Annotated in this window: 20 protein-coding genes; 17 read left to right on the top strand and 3 right to left on the bottom strand. The window is 61.1% G+C overall.

What is annotated here, in order from left to right:
• Positions 1-53: 53 nt before the first annotated feature.
• The 16 genes from ACWBU6_RS06115 to ACWBU6_RS06190 all read left to right on the top strand — a co-directional run bounded on the left by ACWBU6_RS06115 (position 54) and on the right by ACWBU6_RS06190 (position 12,848).
• Positions 54-587 (top strand): DUF4390 domain-containing protein, encoded by a 534-nt coding sequence (locus ACWBU6_RS06115; protein ID WP_452647939.1) that lies wholly within the window; start codon positions 54-56, stop codon positions 585-587.
• Entirely contained in the window at positions 588-2,873 is a 2,286-nt protein-coding gene (locus tag ACWBU6_RS06120) for an ATP-binding protein (protein ID WP_452647940.1), read from the top strand.
• A 100-nt stretch (positions 2,874-2,973) separates the two neighbouring features.
• A complete protein-coding gene (locus tag ACWBU6_RS06125; RefSeq protein ID WP_452647941.1) occupies positions 2,974-3,687 on the top strand; it encodes a response regulator in 714 nt (237 codons plus the stop codon).
• A 224-nt stretch (positions 3,688-3,911) separates the two neighbouring features.
• Entirely contained in the window at positions 3,912-4,052 is a 141-nt protein-coding gene (locus ACWBU6_RS06130; RefSeq protein ID WP_452647942.1) for a hypothetical protein, read from the top strand.
• Positions 4,053-4,106: 54 nt separating this feature from the next.
• Complete coding sequence (locus tag ACWBU6_RS06135) at positions 4,107-4,364, top strand: BTH_I0359 family protein (protein ID WP_452647943.1); 258 nt, start codon at positions 4,107-4,109, stop codon at positions 4,362-4,364.
• A gap of 226 nt (positions 4,365-4,590) precedes the next feature.
• Positions 4,591-5,001, top strand: a complete 411-nt coding sequence (locus ACWBU6_RS06140) for a hypothetical protein (protein WP_452647944.1) — start codon at positions 4,591-4,593, stop codon at positions 4,999-5,001.
• A 29-nt stretch (positions 5,002-5,030) separates the two neighbouring features.
• Positions 5,031-5,420: a VOC family protein gene (locus ACWBU6_RS06145; RefSeq protein WP_452647945.1), complete on the top strand. Its 390-nt coding sequence runs from the start codon at positions 5,031-5,033 to the stop codon at positions 5,418-5,420.
• 232 nt (positions 5,421-5,652) lie between these two features.
• A complete protein-coding gene (locus tag ACWBU6_RS06150; protein WP_452647946.1) occupies positions 5,653-5,805 on the top strand; it encodes a hypothetical protein in 153 nt (50 codons plus the stop codon).
• Positions 5,796-6,785 (top strand): NAD(P)H-dependent flavin oxidoreductase, encoded by a 990-nt coding sequence (locus tag ACWBU6_RS06155; protein WP_452647947.1) that lies wholly within the window; start codon positions 5,796-5,798, stop codon positions 6,783-6,785. Before ACWBU6_RS06150 ends, ACWBU6_RS06155 begins: the two co-directional genes overlap by 10 nt.
• A 3-nt stretch (positions 6,786-6,788) precedes the next feature.
• On the top strand, positions 6,789-7,319 hold the full coding sequence (locus tag ACWBU6_RS06160; protein ID WP_452647948.1) for a DUF6933 domain-containing protein: 531 nt from the start codon (positions 6,789-6,791) through the stop codon (positions 7,317-7,319).
• 151 nt (positions 7,320-7,470) lie between these two features.
• The gene (locus ACWBU6_RS06165; protein ID WP_452647949.1) at positions 7,471-8,256 is read left to right on the top strand and encodes a class II glutamine amidotransferase; all 786 of its coding nucleotides are present in this window, start codon (positions 7,471-7,473) and stop codon (positions 8,254-8,256) included.
• Between the two features lie 54 nt (positions 8,257-8,310).
• Entirely contained in the window at positions 8,311-9,594 is a 1,284-nt protein-coding gene (locus ACWBU6_RS06170) for an EAL and HDOD domain-containing protein (RefSeq protein ID WP_452647950.1), read from the top strand.
• A gap of 81 nt (positions 9,595-9,675) precedes the next feature.
• Positions 9,676-10,596 (top strand): ABC transporter ATP-binding protein, encoded by a 921-nt coding sequence (locus tag ACWBU6_RS06175; protein WP_452647951.1) that lies wholly within the window; start codon positions 9,676-9,678, stop codon positions 10,594-10,596.
• Positions 10,597-10,605: 9 nt separating this feature from the next.
• Entirely contained in the window at positions 10,606-11,886 is a 1,281-nt protein-coding gene (locus ACWBU6_RS06180) for an ABC transporter permease (protein ID WP_452647952.1), read from the top strand.
• A gap of 173 nt (positions 11,887-12,059) precedes the next feature.
• Positions 12,060-12,344: a hypothetical protein gene (locus ACWBU6_RS06185; protein ID WP_452647953.1), complete on the top strand. Its 285-nt coding sequence runs from the start codon at positions 12,060-12,062 to the stop codon at positions 12,342-12,344.
• Positions 12,345-12,398: 54 nt separating this feature from the next.
• Positions 12,399-12,848: a hypothetical protein gene (locus ACWBU6_RS06190; RefSeq protein ID WP_452647954.1), complete on the top strand. Its 450-nt coding sequence runs from the start codon at positions 12,399-12,401 to the stop codon at positions 12,846-12,848.
• 190 nt (positions 12,849-13,038) lie between these two features.
• Here the strand turns inward: ACWBU6_RS06190 and metH are convergent, their stop codons facing one another.
• Positions 13,039-16,806, bottom strand: a complete 3,768-nt coding sequence (gene metH / locus ACWBU6_RS06195; protein ID WP_452647955.1) for a methionine synthase — start codon at positions 16,804-16,806, stop codon at positions 13,039-13,041.
• Positions 16,807-17,055: 249 nt separating this feature from the next.
• On the opposite strand from metH, the gene ACWBU6_RS06200 reads away from it, so the two are divergent.
• A complete protein-coding gene (locus ACWBU6_RS06200; RefSeq protein ID WP_452647956.1) occupies positions 17,056-17,457 on the top strand; it encodes a tautomerase family protein in 402 nt (133 codons plus the stop codon).
• On the opposite strand, the gene ACWBU6_RS06205 is transcribed toward ACWBU6_RS06200, so the two are convergent.
• Complete coding sequence (locus tag ACWBU6_RS06205; protein ID WP_452647957.1) at positions 17,439-18,335, bottom strand: LysR family transcriptional regulator; 897 nt, start codon at positions 18,333-18,335, stop codon at positions 17,439-17,441. The two genes, ACWBU6_RS06200 and ACWBU6_RS06205, sit on opposite strands and share 19 nt — an antisense overlap.
• Complete coding sequence (fmt, locus tag ACWBU6_RS06210; protein ID WP_452647958.1) at positions 18,336-19,292, bottom strand: methionyl-tRNA formyltransferase; 957 nt, start codon at positions 19,290-19,292, stop codon at positions 18,336-18,338.

Below are 19,292 nucleotides of genomic sequence, written 5' to 3' on the forward strand. Positions count from 1 at the left end.
GCACCAGGCAAGTGATCCAAAGATTTCTTCGACTCCTTTGCTGGCAGTTGCTGTTGACGCTTGCGTGTGCGTTACCGCACGCTGCCCACGCCTCCGATGAGACGGTGGAGATCACGCGCGCCTATATCGAGGCGGCGGAAGAGGGCTATCGCCTGCGTGCCGACTATGCCTTCGAGTTGAGCCACGGCCTGGAAGACGCCGTGCAATCGGGCGTATCGCTGCACTTCACCACCGAAATCAGCTTCACCCGCCCGCGCTGGTACTGGTTCGACGAGAAAGCCGTCACCGCCAAGCGCACCCACAAGCTGTGGTACGACGTGCTGACGCGCCAGTACCACGTCAAGATCATCGGCTCCGTCGCCCAGCCATTCCAGTCGCTGGACGAGGCCCTGTTTTTCATCCGCCGGCCTACCCGCTGGGTAGTCGCTCCGCGCGGCGCCCTGAAGGTGGGCGAAACGTATAACGTGACCCTGCGCATGGGCATGGACAAGGATTACCTGCCCAAGCCGATCCAGGTCAACGCCTTCAACAACAGCGAGTGGCGACTCTCGTCCAACAAGAAAACCTTCCAATACAGGGCTGAGTAAGTGACATCGGCCCTCAGGTATTTGTTCGTCGTCGCGGGAGCGATCTGCAGCATATTGCTGTTCCTGCTCGCATCTGCCTCCGACAACTCCGGCTTCTTTGACCGTTATTACGGCTGGCTGCTGGGCCTGAACGCCTCCGTCGCGGTGGCGCTGGTGCTGCTGGTCGGCGTATCCCTGTTCCGCCTCTATTCGCGCTACAAGAGCGGCAAGTTCGGCTCGCGCCTGATGACCAGGCTGGTGGTGCTGTTTGCCGCCATCGGGGTATTGCCCGGGCTGGTGATCTTCCTGGTATCGGTGCAGTTCGTGTCGCACTCCATCGATTCCTGGTTCAACGTGCGCGTGGAAGAAGCGCTGGACGCGGGCCTGGACCTGGGCCGCTCCGCCCTGGACGAATCGCTGGCCGAACTGGAGGCGCAGGCGCGCGGCACTGTGCGCCAACTGGCCGAAGACCCGTTCCACGCGGCGCCGGCCACGCTGGCGCGCTTCGTGCGCCGCCACCCCGGCACCCAGAGCGCCATCATTGTCGACGCCGACGGCGGCCTGATCGTGTCCGCCATGGGCGAGCGCCGCATCAACCTGTCGGCCGACCTGCCGAGCGCGCTCATGCTGAACAAGGCCAAGGAAGAGCCGTCCTATGCCGCCTATGAAGGCGGCGGCGAACTGCGCGACGACCGCATCGGCGCGCCCCAGCCGGCGCCGCTGGACGCCAACAGCGTGCTGCGCCTGCGCGTGCTGATGGCCATTCCCGATCCGGTGCAGCCGTCCGGCGCCCACCTGGCGCCGCGCTACCTGCAGATCATCCAGGCGGTACCGCAGAAGCTGGCCAGCAACGGCGAAATGCTGCGTACCGCCTTCTCCGAGTACAAAGAGCGCTTCGTCGCCCGTGTCGGCCTGCGCAAGATGTATATCGAGACGCTGACCCTGACGCTGCTGCTGGCGGTGTTCGGCGCCATCGCCGCCGCCTTCCTGATCGCGAACGACCTGGCGCAGCCATTGCTGCTGCTGGCCGAAGGCACTCGCGCCGTGGCCGAGGGCGACCTGTCGCCGCGACCGATCGTGGCCAGCTCGGACGAACTGGGCACGCTGACCCAGTCCTTCAACACCATGACGCGCCAATTGTCCGAAGCGCGCAGCGCCGTCGAACGCAACCGGATCGCGCTGCAGAACGCCAAGGCCCACCTGGAATCGGTGCTGGCCAATATGTCGGCAGGGGTGATGGTGCTGGACTCCGAGTTCCGCCTGGTCACCTGCAACGATTCGGTCGAACGCATCCTGCAGCATGCAGGCGTGACCCTGATCGGCCAGCCGCTGGCCGAGGTCGACGGCATGCAGGAATTCGCCGCCGCCATCATCAACGCCTTCTCGGCGCAGTCGGCGCAGACCGCCGCCGGGCGCAACCTGCAGCGCCTGCACTGGCAGCGCCAGATCGAGATCCCGCGCCCGCCCGGCAGCGCTGAAGAACATGAACTGATCCTGCTGACGCGCGGCTCGCGCCTGCCGCTGGAAACCGGCAGCGGCTATATCGTCGTGTTCGACGATATCACCGACGTGATCTCGGCACAGCGCTCGATCGCCTGGGGCGAAGTGGCGCGCCGCCTGGCGCACGAAATCAAGAATCCGCTGACGCCTATCCAGTTGTCGGCCGAACGCCTGCAGATGAAGCTGGAATCGAAGCTGGCGGGCCCCGATGTGGAGTTGCTCAACAAAGCCTCCACCACCATCGTCAACCAGGTCGCAGCCATGAAACGCATGGTCGACGACTTCCGCGATTACGCCCGCACTCCGCCTGCCGTGCTGGAGCCGCTCGACCTGAATACCCTGGTCGAAGACATCCTGCACCTGTACGTGAGCGGCGAGGGCAACGACATCATCCACGCCAACCTGGCGCCGGCCCTGCCCATGATCCTGGGCGACGACACACAGTTGCGCCAGGTGATCCACAACCTGCTGCAAAATGCGCAGGACGCGCTGCAGGAGCATCCACCTGCGGACGCCGCGCCGCGCATCGACGTGGTCACGGAGGGCATCATCTACCAGAGTGCGGACGGCGGCACGCGTATTGCAGTGCGCCTCTCAATCTCGGACAATGGCCCCGGCTTCATGCCGAAGATCCTGGCCAACGCCTTCGAACCATACGTGACGTCGAAGGCCAAGGGCACCGGTTTGGGGCTGGCGATGGTGAAAAAAATTATCGAGGAACACGGCGGGCGGATCGATATCCAGAACCGTGACGATAGTAGTGGTGCGTCGGTGCTGATTTTGCTGTTAAAGTTGGCGTCGGTGTAGTTGGCATAATATTGTTGGACTAATAAAATCATTGTCGCGCCGACAGGTATAGAATGCCTGCGTAGAGAGCGATAAAAATGAGGGAAGGGGCAAGGGATACATGGCAAACATTCTCGTAGTTGATGATGAAATGGGCATTCGGGAGCTGCTCTCGGAAATCCTGGGCGACGAAGGTCATGCGGTCACGCTGGCGGAGAACGCCCAGCAGGCGCGCCAGGCCCGCGCTGCCGGGGCGCCCGACCTGGTCTTGCTCGACATCTGGATGCCGGACACGGATGGCGTCACGCTGCTCAAGGAGTGGCAGCGCGATGGCTTGCTGACCATGCCGGTCATCATGATGTCCGGTCACGCGACCATTGATACCGCGGTGGAGGCAACACGCATCGGCGCCATGAACTTCCTGGAAAAGCCGATTGCGATGCAAAAGCTGCTCAAGGCCGTGCAGGCTGGCCTGAGCCGGGCGCAGGAAGCCGTGCGGGCGCCGGTCATGGCGAGCCGCCCGGTGATGCCGGCGCCCGTCGAGGAAACCAGCTTTGGCCAGGCGCAGGTGACGCAGCAGCCGGTGACCCACAATATGGGCATGGCGCGTGCCGTCAATGGCGACAACCCGATCTTCAACCTGTCGTTCGACCTGCCGCTGCGCGAAGCACGCGACGCCTTCGAACGCATGTACTTCGAACACCACCTGGGCCGCGAAGGCGGCAGCATGACCCGCGTGGCCGAGAAGACCGGGCTGGAACGTACCCACCTGTACCGCAAGCTGAAGCAACTGGGCGTCGAGCCCGGCAAGCTGTCCAAAAAGAACCAGGCTTGATTCCGACGACCCTCGTCACAGGCCCGACGGCCGCAGCGCGTGAGAACGCGATTGCGGCCGTTTTGTTGCCTGGCACACCAACGGCCATCCTCCTCGAAGGTTTGGCCGACGGTAATTCTCCTTTGGTGTATGATGAAAGTGACCCGACGGTATGGCAGCCGCAGGTACACCGTATTGCCCCCGGCTGCCTATGCTGCGCCGGTAATCTTGTCTTACGTGTTACATTGAATCGACTCTTGCGCCGTCCCCCGGCGCAGCTCTTTATCAGCCTGGCTGATGCCACCCATGTGGACAGCCTGCGCGCCATGCTTGTCACGGCCCCTTACGACGCCTTGCTGCGCCTGGAGCCGGTACTGAACGCTTGAAAATGGCCAGGACAGCCCCATCTCGGTTTGGAAACGAAACGTGAAGGAAGCCATATGAACCTCATTTACAACAGCGAGCAATACAGTGTTGTCGAATTTGGCGCGGACCGCAGCCTGGAAGCCTTGCGCTTCGGCGGCTACGAGATCGTGGATAAAGGCGGCAAGCGCGAAATCTTCATTGCCGGGGTCATGGCGCAGAACTTCCGCCGCGACGTTAACGAATTGATTGCCAGTGAGCCCACGATGGAGGAGATCGATGATTTCCTGGGCAATTATGAAGCACTGATGAGCCAACCAGTGCTGCTGCATTAAGTTCTTTGCATCCTTCCGTGGAGCGTTCCCTTGCTCCGCCATGGGCAGCCATGCCAGCGCTGCCCGTTTCCCCTGCCCCGCCGGTGATAGAATTTGGCAGAACGCTAATGCGAGTCGCCATTGGATCCGACCGAACACAGGAATCGATCTTCCAGCCACGACGACGCGGCCCCTGGCTGGGACGCTACGCGCCAGACCATGTGCTCGCGTAAAAAACATTAAAACTATGGATAATTTCGACAAGCTGCACCAGACAGAGCACATGCTCAAATGGCTCGATGACGAACCCTATGAGTCCATCCGCAGCGAAGTGGAAGACATGTTGCAGCAACAGGTTGCGGGGTCAGCGCTCAACTCCTTCCGTGTTGTGTCCGATCCGCAGTGGCTTACCGGTGCGCGCAAACCCGAGGACGGTGGTAGCAAGGTGATCCTGGTCAGGGTAGGTGTTGCCTTTGAATTTGAGCTATCAGTTGATGGCAATGGCCGGACGCATGAGCTCAATGGCGTATTCACCTGGGCCGGCTTCAGCCTCGATGATCCGGCCAACAGGCGCCGGCAAGTCTGGCTGGATATTGACGGAGACCTTGAGACGTTCGGCTCCGAGGGCGAGCTTGTTACGCGCATCTATTCTGCATAAACTCGCAAGAGTCCTGGTCGGGAGGTCAAATGCCAGTTATAGGCTTTGGTCATTACAATCTACGCGCGTCGCGCGCATTGCTCGATGAGCTGCGTGATTTCTATTGCGACGTGGTCGGGTTGACTGTCGGCGATCGGCCGCCCTTTCGCAGCTTTGGCTATTGGCTCTACGCAGGTGAGAACGCAGTGCTGCACCTGTCCGAGGCAGGACCGGAGGAAGATCGGCCAGCGCAACCAGCAGGAACGTTTGACCATGCAGCCTTTCGCTGTACGGACCGCGCGGCGTATGAACGCAAGCTCACCTCGCAAGGTATCCAGTACCGCGTCGCCATTGTTCCGGCAACGCAGCAGCTTCAGATTTTTCTCACCGACCCAGCGGGGAACGGTGTCGAAATGAATTTCGCCAATCAGGAAACCTGATCTTCTCGTCGAAATGGCCAACAACCCGGAAATCATTCTAATTGGCGCGGCTGCTCCGGCTCCGTCGCCGTCGAGGCGGTGCTTACGCTGCTGGCATTCCGTTCCAGTTGATCGAGGGAGAAACCTGGTCGTCCGAGGCCGCCCGCGAAAGCGTGGGCGGGAAAAATGGGATGAGGCAAATTCCCCCCCCTGGTTTTGCCGGACGGGGACGTCAGGAGGGTAAGGAGGAACGATGAAGCGAACCTGGACTATCATCGGCGCAAGGGCGCGCAGCCTCGTGGAAAAGCTTGAGGAAGAGCCAGGTGTGAACCCCGGCACCGGCACCAGGGAGTTCGCGCTTCGCGACCCGGATGGCAACTACGTCATGGTGAGCGCATGGGACTGAAAACAAGGCTGACAGAAAAGCTCGGGATCGAGCATCCGATTCTTCTTGCGCCGATGGGCGTCATGGCCGGCGGCAGGCTTGCGGCTGCGGTGAGCGAGGCCGGCGGCTTGGGCATCATCGGCGCCGGCTACGGCGATGCCGAGTGGATCGAAAAACAGTTCGCTGCGGCGGGCCAGGCACGCGTTGGCTGTGGCTTTATTACCTGGTCGATGGCGCGTGATCCACGGCTGCTCGAGCAGGTGCTTGCCAAACGGCCGGCCGCGTTGATGCTTTCCTTCGGCGAGCTGGAGCCGCATGCGTCGGTCATCAAGGCGCAAGGCATTCCGCTGATCTGCCAGGTGCAGGGCATGCAGTACCTGCGCGAAGCAGTCGATGCCGGTGCCGATATCATCGTCGCCGAAGGTTGCGAGGCAGGCGGCCATAGCGGCCATCGCGGCCTGTTCACGCTGGTGCCGGAAGCGGCCGATTACCTGGCGAAGCATGCACCCGGTACCGTGCTGGTTGCGGCTGGCGGAGTGGGCGACGGCCGCGGGCTTGCGGCGGCACTGATGCTGGGCGCGGACGGCGTGCTGGTCGGAACACGCTTTATCGCGGCGGCCGAATCGGAAGCGCCGGAAGGCTTCCGGCAAGCGATCATCAACGCCGACGGCGACGCCACCGTGAAATCCAATTCCGTCGACGTGGTGCGCAAGCGCTATTGGCCGAACGCCGAATTCGTCGTGCGGGTGCTGAAGAACGACTTTGTCGCCGCTTGGCATGGGCGAGAGAACGAACTGGAAAAGTCGATCGAAGTCGAATACGAGCGTTTCTGGAACGCGTTCAAGGCGGGTGACGCGGATAACTGCGGAGTGCTGATGGGGGAGGTCTCAGGCATCATCCAGGATGCGCCGCCGGCTGCAGAGATTATTAATAATATGGTTCAGCAGGCTGTCCTCTTACTGGATAGGAGTACTGCTGGCTACTATTTTGTTGGCCGCTAATCAATGTTTTTGTTTAAGTGCACATCGGAAGTTCAAAAAGCTCTTCGAGCAAATGCCGAGCAACTAATCGATGTCGAAGATAGCGATCTCCCGCTCGGTCACTGGTATGTCAACCAGTTCGTTGCGGATCGACGGAAGTTATTCATTTTCATGAGCGAATCGACATTGCTTTCATTCGTCCTGCATAAGGGGAAGAAACCAATTGCGCGCGATTCGCTGCAGGACGCTTTTCAATCGGGTCTTGAGCATTTGCTTGCAATGCGCGGCTTTCCAATGGAAGTTGTCGATAAGGCGCTCGCACGCTACAGTCATGGGGTAATCGCAAAGACCGATAGCCGTAGTAGCTTGGGCTCCATGAATGACTTGGTTCACATCTATCGGCGCATGATTGAGTACGATGGATGGCAGGGCGATGCGGGCTTGACCAGGATTATGATGAAGGTCAACGATATGCCGCAGCGAAGATTGGACTGGTCGGTTTCATGGCGCGCCGTCCAAACCATACTCGCGCATTGCGACGCGGAGGTAAGATGAAGACCAGTAACGACAAGATTGATGACGCCGTGCTGGCGCTGCTCCAGCTTGGGCTCCATGAAGGAAACCGCAGCTAGAAGACCTTTGACTGGGAAGTATTCGCGGAATCCTAGGCCATTGCTTCGCCCCGGCAACCTGTTAAAGTTGAGGGATGTGCCAATTACTAGCAATGAATTGCAATGTCCCGACGGACATTGTGTTCAGTTTTACCGGCTTTGCCCTGCGCGGCGGGCAGACCGATACCCACCATGACGGCTGGGGCATCGCCTTTTTCGAAGGCGCCGGCGTGCGCCATTTCGTTGACCACCAGGCCGCGATCCATTCGCCGATTGCGGAACTGATCAAAAATTATCCGATCAAGTCGAAGAACGTGATCGCGCATATCCGCAAGGCTACGCAAGGCGAGGTCATGTTGGAGAACTGCCATCCCTTTGTGCGCGAGTTGTGGGGCCGCTACTGGGTGTTCGCCCACAACGGTGACCTGAAGGAATTCACTCCAGTACTGCACGGTCCTTTCCGCCCGGTCGGCACTACCGACAGCGAACGGGCCTTTTGCCTGATCCTGCAAGAGTTGAGCGAGCGATTCGGCGATACCTGCCCGCCGCTGCCGATGCTGCGTGCGCAGATCGAGAGGACTGTGCGCGGCATTGCTGCCCATGGCACTTTCAACATGATGCTTTCCGACGGCCGCGCGATGTTCGCGCATTGCTCGACCCACCTGCATTACATCGTGCGACAGTACCCTTTCGATACGGCCAAGCTGTCGGACGAAGATGTGAGTGTGGACTTTTCGCAGGTCACCACGCCGAACGACCGGGTGGCGGTGATCGTCACCCAGCCACTAACTACTAATGAGCAATGGACCGCCTTCATGCCGGGCGAGATGAAATGCTTTGTGGATGGCCTGCCGCAGAAGCGGGACTTCGAGAAAATTTAACAGACACCGGCAGGATTTGATGCCAAAATGGCAGGACACGTCAGGAATTTCCCTATGATCGACCTTTCCAGCAACGATGCGGCCTCCCAGAGCCTGAAAGTTCGCGAATTTTATCTGGGCCGGCAGCCGATCTTGGACCGGAACCAGGCCCTGTTCGGTTACGAGTTGCTTTTTCGCAACGCTCCGGTTGGGCCAGCCAATATCAATACGTCAGCCCTGTCCGCCACTGCCGCGGTCATCGCGCACGCCGCACAGCTGGGCATGGAACGCACAATTGGCGACGCCATCGGCTTTGTCAACGTCGATGCGGACGCGATCCTGAGCGATATCTTCGGCTTCCTGCCGCGCGAAAAACTGGTGCTGGAAGTTAGCGCTGCCAATTCCCTGGCGCCTGCCGTGCTGTCGCGCATGTCGGAGCTGGTCGGCCAGGGTTTCCGTTTCTCTCTGGACGACATCAATCCCGATTCGCCGCAGTTGCCGGCGCTGATGCCCATGGTGGAGTACGTCAAGCTGTCGATGCGCGATACGCCGCTCGATGGCCTGGCCAGGCTGGCGCCGCGCATCAAGCAGGATGGCAAGAAGCTGGTGGCCTGCAAGGTCGAAAGCCGCGACGAATTCAAGAATTGCCTGGACCTGGGTTGCGATTACTTCCAGGGGTATTACTTCGCCAAGCCGGTGATCATGAGCGGCAAGAAGCTGTCGCCGTCGCAAATGGCGGTGATGGAACTGATGACGCTCGTGACCTCGGAAGCGGACAACGCCGAGATCGAACGTGCCATCAAGAAGGATGTGTCGCTGGCGCTGAACCTGCTGCGCCTGGTGAACACGCCGGCCGTGGGCGCGCGCCAGCGCATCGATTCGCTGAGCCAGGCAGTGCATATCCTGGGCCGCCGCCAGCTTCAGCGCTGGCTGCAGATCATGCTGTATGCCGAGCCGGGCAAGCGTGGTCATTCAATGACGCCTTTGCTGATGCTGGCCACCACACGCGGCCGCCTGCTGGAGCTGCTGGCCACGAAATTGCGTCCGGCGCACCGCCACGTGGCCGATATCGCATTTACCGTCGGCATCATGTCGCTGATGGATACGCTGTTCGGCATTCCGATGCAGGAAATCCTGGCCCAGATCCCGTTGGGCGATGAAGTCGGCGAAGCCTTGATGTTCCGCGGCGGCTTCTTCGGCGACCTGCTCAAGCTGGCCGAGTGCATCGAACGGCTGGAAGACATGGACACGCGCATCCTGCCGGCGCTGGCCGACCTTGCCATTTCGACCGAGGAACTGGTGGAGCTGGAAATGTCGGCATTCGAATGGAGTGACAACGTGGTGCGATACGCCCTGTAGAGATGTACGCACCGATAACGGCGCCGCAAAAGCGGCGCCGTTTTTTTTACTGGAGGACGAAGCGTGTTAAGTGTCAGCGGGTTGAGCAAGTCTTTCGGCGAGCGGCGTGCGGTCGATGGCGTTTCGTTCCAGGTGCAGCGCGGGCAGACCGTGGGATTATTGGGGCCGAATGGTGCTGGAAAGTCGACAACGGTCAGCATGATTTGCGGCTTGATCCGGGCGGATGCGGGCAGCGTCATCCTGGATGGCGAGCCGGTGCGGCAGGGCGCCAGCGCGGCCAAACGGAAACTGGGCCTGGTGCCGCAAGACCTGGCCTTGTATGAAGAACTGCCGGCGATTGAAAACCTCAAGCTGTTCGGCGCGCTGTACGGCATGAAAGGCGCGGCCTTGGCCATGCGCGCGGAGGAAGTGCTGGCGCTGGTGGGCCTGTCCGACCGGGCGAAAGAGAAACCTTCCACTTTCTCGGGCGGCATGAAGCGCCGGCTGAATATCGCCGCGGCGCTCCTGCATGATCCCCAACTGCTGGTCCTGGACGAGCCGACAGTGGGCGTTGACCCGCAAAGCCGCAACGCCATCTTCGATACGCTGGAAGCATTGAAGGCGCAGGGGCGCGCCCTGATCTATACCAGCCACTATATGGAAGAAGTTGAACGGCTGGCGGACCATATCGTGATTATTGATCACGGCAAGGTGCTGGCGGATGCGCCGCCGGCGGAGCTGTACCGCCGCCTGCCCGCGCAGGCTGCCTTGCAGGTGGAACTGGCGGGGACCGATATCCTGCCGGCGGAAATGCTGGTCGCTTCGCTCGCTGGCCTGCCGGGTGTGGCGGGCGTGCGCCGAGATGGCGTATCGCTGGACATCAGGCTGCACGGCGCGGCACACGCTGCGCCCGTCCTGCGCTGGCTCGACGAGCAGGGGCACACATTGGCCCACTTCGCCACCGCCCGCACCAAGCTGGAAGATATCTTCCTTTCCCTGACCGGCCGTACCTTGCGCGACTAAGGAAACCCAATGACAGCGATTATTGCACTGATCCGCAAGGACCTGATCCTGTACCTGAACGACAAGCGCGCGTTGATGCTTAACCTGCTGATGCCGATCGTGCTGGCGGCGTTCTTTGGCTCGCTGTTCGGCGGCGCCGGCAGCAGCAATACCAGCAAGATCGAGATCGGGCTGGTGCAGCAGGACAGCAGCGCGATCGGCCGCAAGGTCGGCGATGCCTTGAAGGCCGATGCCAATTTGGCGGTCGTGGAACTAAGCCTGCAGGAAGCGCAGGAAAAGGTCCGGGCAGGCAAACTCATGGTGGCCGTGGTCATCCCGCCAGGTTTTGGCGATGCGGCCGGCAAGTCGTTGTTCGAACCTGGCAGTAAGCCGGAGCTGCCGGTTTACTACGATCCTTCGCAGTCGACCGTGCTGGCGATGGTGAAGGGCTTGCTGACGCAGCATGTCATGCAGGGCGTGACGGGCGAGGTGATGGGCGGCGGGGCTTCGGGCGCCAAGTTCACTGACGACAGCCTGAAAAAACTGGAGGATTCCCCTGCCAGCGAGGATAAGGAGACTTTGGTCGGCTTGCTTGGCAGCTTGAAGAAGTTCCAGGAACACGAGGCTGCGAAGCCGTCGAAAGAGTCGAGCGGTGGCGTTGGCATGAGCGTGCCGTTCACCACCAAGGATGAAGCCCTCAGCTCGGGGCCGAAGTACAACGGCTATGCGCATTCGTTTGCGGGCATGGGCGTCCAGTTCATCCTGTTCATGGGGATCGACCTGGGCATCGGCATTTTGCTGGCGCGCCGCATGGGGATCTGGAGTCGCTTGCTGGCGGCGCCGATTACGATGTCGCAGCTGCTGCTGTCGCGTGCACTGTCCGGCGCGATGATCGCGGCGGGGCTGATGGTGGCGATTTTCTTTGCTGCGATGCTGATGTTTAAGGTGGAAATCACCAATGTAGCGGGTTTCGTATTGGTCGTGGTGGCGTTTGCGCTGATGACAGCCTCGTTCGGCTTGCTGATCGCGGCGTTTGGGAAGACGCCGGATGCGGCGCGGGGGCTGGCGGTGTTTGCTACCTTGATTCTGGTGATGCTGGGCGGGGCTTGGGTGCCGACCTTTGTTTTCCCGGCGTGGATGCAGCAGCTGACCGTCGTGGTGCCGACGCGCTGGGCGGTGGATGGACTGGATGCCATGACCTGGCGGGGCTTGGGGATGGATGTGGCGCTGCAGACTGCCGGTGCGCAGCTTGCCTTTGCTTTGGTGTTTGGAGCGCTGGCGATCTGGCGCTTCCGCGCCCAAACCCGGTAAAGCAGGATCTGCCCCAGAAGCAGCAGCCCAGTGATTTGCGCCCAATGGGTTGGATACTTGGGGCATACTAGGCTGGTAGACTAGACTCACCTGGCACTGTCAGTGCTTATACTGCTGCTCCGGGTGTTTTCGGCCATAAGTGGCCTTTGCCAACAACGTTAATCGGATGAGGTATGAGTCTTGAGCAGATGACTGCTGAACAAATGGATGCGTATGAGCGCCTGTGGACCCGCATGATGCTTGTGTCCGGAGCGTCGCTGATAGTCGCGCTTATCCTGGTGTACGTCTACTGGGGCGACATGACAAACATGCTTGCTTGTGGCACTGTTTCAGTCGCGTCTATAGTCGCTCTATCAATTGCGGCCACCAAGCTGCGTGAGCTCGAACGTGGATTGACTGAATCAGATCGCGAAGGACGCAGCGACATGCACTCGGCACTACAGGGGTTGGATGATTAATGTCAGTAACGGCCAAGGGAGCGGACGAGCGGTCGGCCACTATTTCATTGCGCGATGTCGAAACTCCCTTTTTTTGAACGATTCTTTGGCGTTACCCGGACTGACAAGAAGTTGAACTCTCAGGAGGCTCGACGCCTCGTCGACCTTGTCGTTCAGGCACAAAATCTCGATGCCGCCATTGCCGCAGCAGAAACGGCGTTTTCATTTTTGCTTGGTCAATTACACATTCTTGGCGATAGCGCGAATGGCTACCCGAGAAACCCCATTGACGCCCATGTTTGGGCCGAAGGATACAGCCTAGCGAATGCATGCGATTGCTTTGCAGATGCGGTCGCCCGTTGGGATCAGCGACGGGGTGAGGAGCAGGCGACACGTCTCGCCGCTACGATGGCCTTGCAAATTGTGGCTCACTACCCCGAAAAAATATTTGGCGGTCCGGCAAGCAAGAGGAATCGCTCACGCGGCAGGAGATTCTGGCCTCTACTATATTTTCGATGCCATTGACGACGAACTTCGTCTTGCTGAAACTCAGACGTATGGGACGATTGCCGCATGCAGAGACGACTTCGACAAGGCGTTGAATGATCATGGAATGCCCCCGTTCTCTCTTCGTGAGATTTAGTGGAGGTCCGTTCACGGGCGAAAGCTGGCCCCGACTGGCAGCCGTCGTCGCGCCACGCCTGAGCTTTGGCATTTAAAGGTTCGGCGCCAGCCAGCGCTCAAGCTGGTCCTTGGCCACGCCACGGCGAGCCGCCATATCGACTACCTGGTCCTCATTGATTTTCCCGACGGTGAAGTACTTCGACTCCGGGTGCGCAAAGTAGAAGCCAGACACCGCAGCGCCCGGGAACATCGCAAACGATTCGGTCAGCTCCATCCCGATCTCATTCGCATTCAGCACACGGAACACATCCGCCTTCACAGTATGTTCAGGGCAGGCCGGGTAGCCCGGCGCCGGGCGAATACCCTTGTACTCTTCCTTGATCAGTTGCTCGTTGCTCAGGACCTCGTCGGCAGCATAGCCCCACAGGTCCTTGCGCACACGCTCGTGCAGGTATTCCGCGAACGCCTCCGCCAGGCGGTCCGCCAGCGCCTTCAGCATGATCGACGAATAATCGTCATGCGCATCTTCAAAGCGCTTCTCATACTTCTCGATGCCCAGGCCCGCAGTCACCGCAAACATGCCGATGTAATCCTGCTTGCCCGAATCCTTCGGTGCGATAAAGTCCGACAGGCACTGGTTCGGACGCTGCACGCCATCGATCACCGGCTTCAGGCCCTGCTGGCGCAGGCCGTAGTAAGTGAACGCCACTTCCGAGCGCGACTCGTCGGTGTAGATTTCGATGTCGTCTTCGTTGACCGTATTTGCAGGCAGCAGCGCGATCACGCCGTTGGCAGTCAGCCAGCGGCCTTCGATGATCTTCTTCAGCAGCGCCTTGCCTTCCTCGAACACCTTGGAAGCTGCCTCGCCAACTACTTCATCGGTCAGGATGGCAGGGAAGGGGCCGGCCAGGTCCCAGGTCTGGAAGAACGGGCCCCAGTCGATGTACTCGGCAATCGCCGCCAGGTCGACATTCTTGAACACGCGGCGGCCGACGAATTTCGGGCGCACCGGTGCAAATTCAAGCTTGGCCTTGTTGACGCGTGCCGCTTCCAGCGACACGGTCGGCAGCGCCTTCTTGTTGGCGTGCTGTTCGCGGATGCGGGCATAGTCGTGGTCCAGCTCTTCTACGAACTTGCCGCGCTGCTCGTCGGTCAGCAGCGACTGCGCCACCGAAACTGAACGCGAAGCATCCGGCACGTACACCACCGGACCCTCGTAGTTGTGGGCGATTTTCACGGCGGTGTGAGCGCGGCTGGTGGTGGCGCCGCCGATCAGCAGCGGGATCTTCAGCATGCGGAAGTGCTCGTCGCGCTGCATCTCTTTCGCGACGTGGGCCATTTCTTCCAATGATGGCGTGATCAGGCCGGACAGGCCGATGATGTCCGCGTTCTCGGCCTTGGCTTTTGCCAGGATCTCGGAAGCAGGCACCATCACGCCCATGTTCACCACTTCAAAGTTGTTGCACTGCAGGACAACGGACACGATGTTCTTGCCGATATCGTGCACATCGCCCTTCACGGTCGCGATCACGATCTTGCCTTTCGGCTTGGCGACGATGCCGGTGCGGGCTTCTTCCGCTTTCTTCTCTTCCTCGATGTAAGGAATCAGGTGGGCCACGGCCTGCTTCATCACGCGTGCAGACTTGACCACCTGCGGCAGGAACATCTTGCCCTGGCCGAACAGGTCGCCAACGATGTTCATGCCGTCCATCAGCGGGCCTTCGATCACATTGATCGGACGGCCGCCGGAGTTGAACACCTGCTGGCGCATTTCTTCCGTGTCTTCAGTGATGAACTGGGTGATGCCATGCACCAGCGCGTGCGCCAAGCGCTTCTCGACCGGCGCGTTGCGCCATTCCAGGTTGGCCGCTTCCTGCTTGGCGCCGCCTTTCAGCGTCGCAGCGAACTCGATCATGCGCTCAGTGGCGTCTTCGCGGCGGTTCAGCACCACGTCTTCGACGCGCTCGCGCAGTTCGGCCGGCAGGTCGTCGTAGACGCCGATCATGCCGGCGTTGACGATGCCCATGGTCATGCCGGCCTTGATGGCGTGGTAAAGGAATACGGTGTGGATCGCTTCACGCGCCGGGTCGTTGCCACGGAAGGAGAACGACACGTTCGACACGCCGCCGGAAATCTTCGCGTGCGGCAGGTTGTTCTTGATCCAGCGCGTTGCTTCGATGAAGTCCACCGCGTAGTTGTTGTGCTCTTCGATGCCCGTGGCTACCGCGAAGATGTTCGGGTCGAAGATGATGTCTTCCGGTGGGAAGCCGACCTTCTCGGTCAGCACCTTGTAGGCGCGGGCGCAGATCTCGATCTTGCGTGCGTAGGTGTCGGCCTGGCCGGTCTCGTCGAAGGCCATCACGATCACGGCGGCGCCGTAGCGGCGGCACAATTTCGCCTGGCGGACAAATTCCTCCTCGCCTTCCTTGAGCGAGATCGAATTTACCACGGCCTTGCCCTGCACGCACTTCAGGCCTGCTTCAATGACCGACCACTTGGAGGAGTCGATCATGATCGGTACGCGCGAGATGTCCGGTTCGGAAGCGATCAGGTTCAGGAAGCGGGTCATGGCGGCCTGGGAATCGAGCATCGCCTCGTCCATGTTGATGTCGATGACCTGGGCGCCGTTTTCCACCTGCTGGCGAGCGACGGACAGCGCCTCGTCGTACTGTTCGTTCAGGATCATGCGCGCGAAGGCCTTGGAGCCGGTCACGTTGGTGCGCTCGCCGACGTTGACGAACAGGGAGTCGTCGTCGATGGTGAACGGCTCCAGGCCGGACAGGCGCTGCGCCACCGGCACATGCGGCAGCTTGCGCGGCGTGGCGCTCGACAGCAGCCTGGCAACAGCGGCAATATGGTCGGGCGTGGTGCCGCAGCAGCCGCCGGCTACGTTGATGAAGCCGGCATCGGCGAACTCGCGCAGCAGGCGCGAAGTGTCTTCCGGCAGTTCGTCAAAGCCGGTGTCGCTCATCGGGTTGGGCAGCCCGGCGTTCGGGTAGATGCAGACGAAGGTATCGGCGATCTGCGACAGCTCTTCGGCGTATGGGCGCATCAGTGTCGCGCCCAGCGCGCAGTTCAGGCCAATGGTCAGCGGCCTGGCGTGGCGCACCGAGTTCCAGAAAGCCGGCACGGTCTGGCCGGACAGGATGCGGCCGGAGGCGTCGGTCACGGTACCGGAAATCATCAGCGGCAGGCGCTCGATTTCAGGACGCTCGTCGAAGTATTGGTCGATCGCGAACAGTGCCGCCTTGCAGTTCAGGGTGTCGAAGATGGTCTCAACCAGCAGCACGTCGGCGCCGCCATCGACCAGGCCGCGCACCTGCTCATAGTAGGCGGCGACCAGTTGGTCGAAGGTCACGTTGCGCGCCGCAGGATCGTTCACGTCGGGCGAAATCGAAGCGGTCTTCGGCGTCGGGCCGAGGGCGCCGCAGACAAAGCGCGGCTTGTCGGCGGTGGAGTACTTGGCAGTGGCAGCTTTGGCCAGCCTGGCCGCTTCCACGTTCATTTCATAGGCCAGGTGAGCCATGAAATAGTCGTCCTGCGCGATGGAAGTGGCGCCGAAGGTATTGGTTTCGATCAGGTCGGCGCCCGCAGCCAGGTAACGCTCGTGGATTTCCTGAATGACGTGGGGCTGGGTCAGCGTCAGCAGCTCGTTATTGCCTTTGACGAACAGCTCGCGATGGCCACTTCCTTCCGGCGCAGCGAAATCGGCGAAACGCTCGCCGCGATATGCTTTTTCGTCCAGCTTGTATTGCTGGATGATGGTGCCCATCGCGCCATCCAGGAACATGATGCGCTGCGCAAGGATCTCGCGCAGCTGGGCTTCGGTCTTGGAGGTTGGACGGGTCGTGTTGGTCATTTTGGGATCGCGGATTGGGCAACGTGAACCTGAAATTATACGGCAAAGCAGCATTTCTCCCCGGCCACCACCTGCGCCGGCCGATACATATTCGGCATTTGCTTATTCGGAATGTCCACTTTGGTTCCTGACCCCAAAGTGGACATTTGTGCTGGAAATGAACAAATCATGTGTTGCCAGAGTGCTACCAATGCGCCGGCCATCCGCCTAAGATGGCTTCATCAACCAACCAACTTGAAGGAGCCTCAAATGCCCATCCTGAATATCACCGTCAGCGCCACTGCGGAGCAAGTGCCAGCTAAAAAAGTCACCAGTATCCTGATGAAGCACACCAGCGAGATCCTGCATAAGGCACCGGCGCTGACTGCCATCGCGGTGCACTACACGCCGCGCGAACATTGGTTTGTCGGCGGCGAGTCGCTGGTGGAGTTGGGCAAGTCGAGCTTTTTCTTCGATATCAAGGTGACCGACGAGACCAATACCGCCAACGAGAAGGCCGCCTATATCGCCGCGGTATACCGGGACTTGCAGGCGCTGCTCGGCGAGCTGCACGAGGTGAGCTATATCCACATCGACGATGCGCGCCCGGCAGCCTGGGGCTGGGGCGGCCTTACGCAGCAGTTCCGCGCAGTTCAGAAGATGTTGATGTAAACGCTGGCCGCATAGTCGACAAAGGCGCGCACTTTGGGCGACAGGTGGCGGTTCTGCGGGTAGAGCGCGTACAGCTCGCGCGGCCTGGGCGTGTAGCCGGGCAGGACTTCCACCAGCGCGCCGCGTTCCAGCTCTTCGCGCACGATGAAGGCGGCGGCGTTGGCAATGCCGACGCCGGCCACCGCCGCTGCGCGCAGTGCGACATTGGTGTTGGCCTGCAGCGTGCCGCGCACGGAGACGGAATGTTCCGAACCGTCTTTTGCAAGCAGCAGCCATTCGTTGGCGCGCGCCGCTGCTGAGTAGACCAGGCAGTTGTGCCGTGCCAGGTCGTCCGGCACGGCAGGTGCGCCGTGCGCGCGCAGGTAATCGGGACTGGCTACCAGCAGCACTTTGCTGGTGGCGAGGCGGCGCGCCACCAGCGTCGAATCCGGCAGTTCGCGCGCCAGGCGCAGCGCGACATCGAACCCGTCCTCGATCAGGTCTACCATGCGGTCGTTGCAGACCAGGTCGAGCTGCAGCCTGGGGTAGCGGGCCATGAAGCCGGGCAGCCATTGCGCCACCTCGATGGTGCCGAACGCCATCGGTGCGTTGATGCGCAGGGTGCCGGTCGGTTCGGCCTGGTGGCGGCCGGCGTTGCGGTCGGCGTCGTCCAGCAGGTCGAGCACTTCACAGGTGGATTCGTAGTAATCGCGGCCGGCGTCGGTCAGGGCGAAGCGGCGCGTGGTGCGGTTCAGGAGCTGGGCGCCGAGGTGTTCCTCAAGCTGGCGCACCTGGCGCGAAACGATGGTGTGGGAAATGCCAAGGGCATCGGCGGCAGCCGTAAAGCTGCCCAGTTCAACAACGCGGCGGAGCGCACGCAGCGCCGCGAGTTGATCCATTTACTGGAAGCGCTGCCCGTCGAGCGGGAAGCCTTTGATGAATTCAGCGGCCGGCAAGCGCTTGCCGCCCGGTTTTTGCAACTGCGTCAGCCGCAGCGTCCCTTCGCCGCATGCGACCACGATGCCATGCTGGGCGTCGGCTGCAATCACCTGCCCCGGGGCGGCGCTGCTGTCTTCGTCCAGCGCTTCCGCGCCCCACAGCTTGATCACCGTGCCATTGACTTCGCCATGGGCGCCGGGGAAGGGGTTGAAGGCGCGGATCTTGCGGCCGATTTCGCGCGCGGGCTGGGTAAAGTCGAGCGCCGCTTCTTCTTTCAGGATCTTGTTGGCGTAAGTGACGCCTTGCTCCGGCTGGGGCACGGCTTCCATGACGCCCTGTTCCATCTTGCGCAGTACCTTGACCATCATCTGGGCGCCCATGGCCGCCAGCTTGTCGTGCAGGGTGGCGGTGGTGTCCTGCGGGGTGATCGGGGTGCGCTCGATCAGCAGCATCGGGCCGGTGTCCAGGCCTTCTTCCATTTGCATGATGGTGACGCCGGTCTCCGCATCGCCCGCTTCGATCGCGCGGTGGATCGGCGCGGCGCCGCGCCAGCGCGGCAGCAGGGAACCGTGGATGTTCAGGCAAGGCTTGATGTCGAGGGTGGAGCGCGGCAGGATCAGCCCATAGGCGGCCACCACCATCACATCGTAGTCGGTAGCCAGCAGGCGTTCATGGGCGGCTTTGGCTTCCGCCGCGCGCTGCGGATCTTTCGCATCCATGCGCAGCGACAATGGTTGCAGCACTTCGATGCCATGCCTGACTGCGTATTGCTTGACTGCCGACGGCTGCAGCTGCATGCCGCGGCCGGCCGGCCGGTCGGGCTGGGTCAGCACCAGGGGAATCTCGAAACCTGCTTCGTGCAGGGCCTGGAGGGCTACGGCCGCAAATTCAGGCGTGCCCGCGAAGATCACTTTCAT

This window comes from Pseudoduganella sp. HUAS MS19 (assembly GCF_053615455.1).

Coding starts and splice junctions, on each gene's coding strand:
- ACWBU6_RS06160 (WP_452647948.1), top strand. CDS start 6,789: ATGTTTTTGTTTAAGTGCACATCGGAAGTTCAAAAAGCTCTTCGAGCA.
- ACWBU6_RS06185 (WP_452647953.1), top strand. CDS start 12,060: ATGAGTCTTGAGCAGATGACTGCTGAACAAATGGATGCGTATGAGCGC.
- ACWBU6_RS06180 (WP_452647952.1), top strand. CDS start 10,606: ATGACAGCGATTATTGCACTGATCCGCAAGGACCTGATCCTGTACCTG.
- fmt (WP_452647958.1), bottom strand. CDS start 19,292: ATGAAAGTGATCTTCGCGGGCACGCCTGAATTTGCGGCCGTAGCCCTC.
- ACWBU6_RS06155 (WP_452647947.1), top strand. CDS start 5,796: ATGGGACTGAAAACAAGGCTGACAGAAAAGCTCGGGATCGAGCATCCG.
- ACWBU6_RS06200 (WP_452647956.1), top strand. CDS start 17,056: ATGCCCATCCTGAATATCACCGTCAGCGCCACTGCGGAGCAAGTGCCA.
- ACWBU6_RS06190 (WP_452647954.1), top strand. CDS start 12,399: ATGTCGAAACTCCCTTTTTTTGAACGATTCTTTGGCGTTACCCGGACT.
- ACWBU6_RS06140 (WP_452647944.1), top strand. CDS start 4,591: ATGGATAATTTCGACAAGCTGCACCAGACAGAGCACATGCTCAAATGG.
- ACWBU6_RS06145 (WP_452647945.1), top strand. CDS start 5,031: ATGCCAGTTATAGGCTTTGGTCATTACAATCTACGCGCGTCGCGCGCA.
- ACWBU6_RS06205 (WP_452647957.1), bottom strand. CDS start 18,335: ATGGATCAACTCGCGGCGCTGCGTGCGCTCCGCCGCGTTGTTGAACTG.
- ACWBU6_RS06170 (WP_452647950.1), top strand. CDS start 8,311: ATGATCGACCTTTCCAGCAACGATGCGGCCTCCCAGAGCCTGAAAGTT.
- ACWBU6_RS06125 (WP_452647941.1), top strand. CDS start 2,974: ATGGCAAACATTCTCGTAGTTGATGATGAAATGGGCATTCGGGAGCTG.
- ACWBU6_RS06165 (WP_452647949.1), top strand. CDS start 7,471: ATGTGCCAATTACTAGCAATGAATTGCAATGTCCCGACGGACATTGTG.
- ACWBU6_RS06150 (WP_452647946.1), top strand. CDS start 5,653: ATGAAGCGAACCTGGACTATCATCGGCGCAAGGGCGCGCAGCCTCGTG.
- ACWBU6_RS06135 (WP_452647943.1), top strand. CDS start 4,107: ATGAACCTCATTTACAACAGCGAGCAATACAGTGTTGTCGAATTTGGC.
- metH (WP_452647955.1), bottom strand. CDS start 16,806: ATGACCAACACGACCCGTCCAACCTCCAAGACCGAAGCCCAGCTGCGC.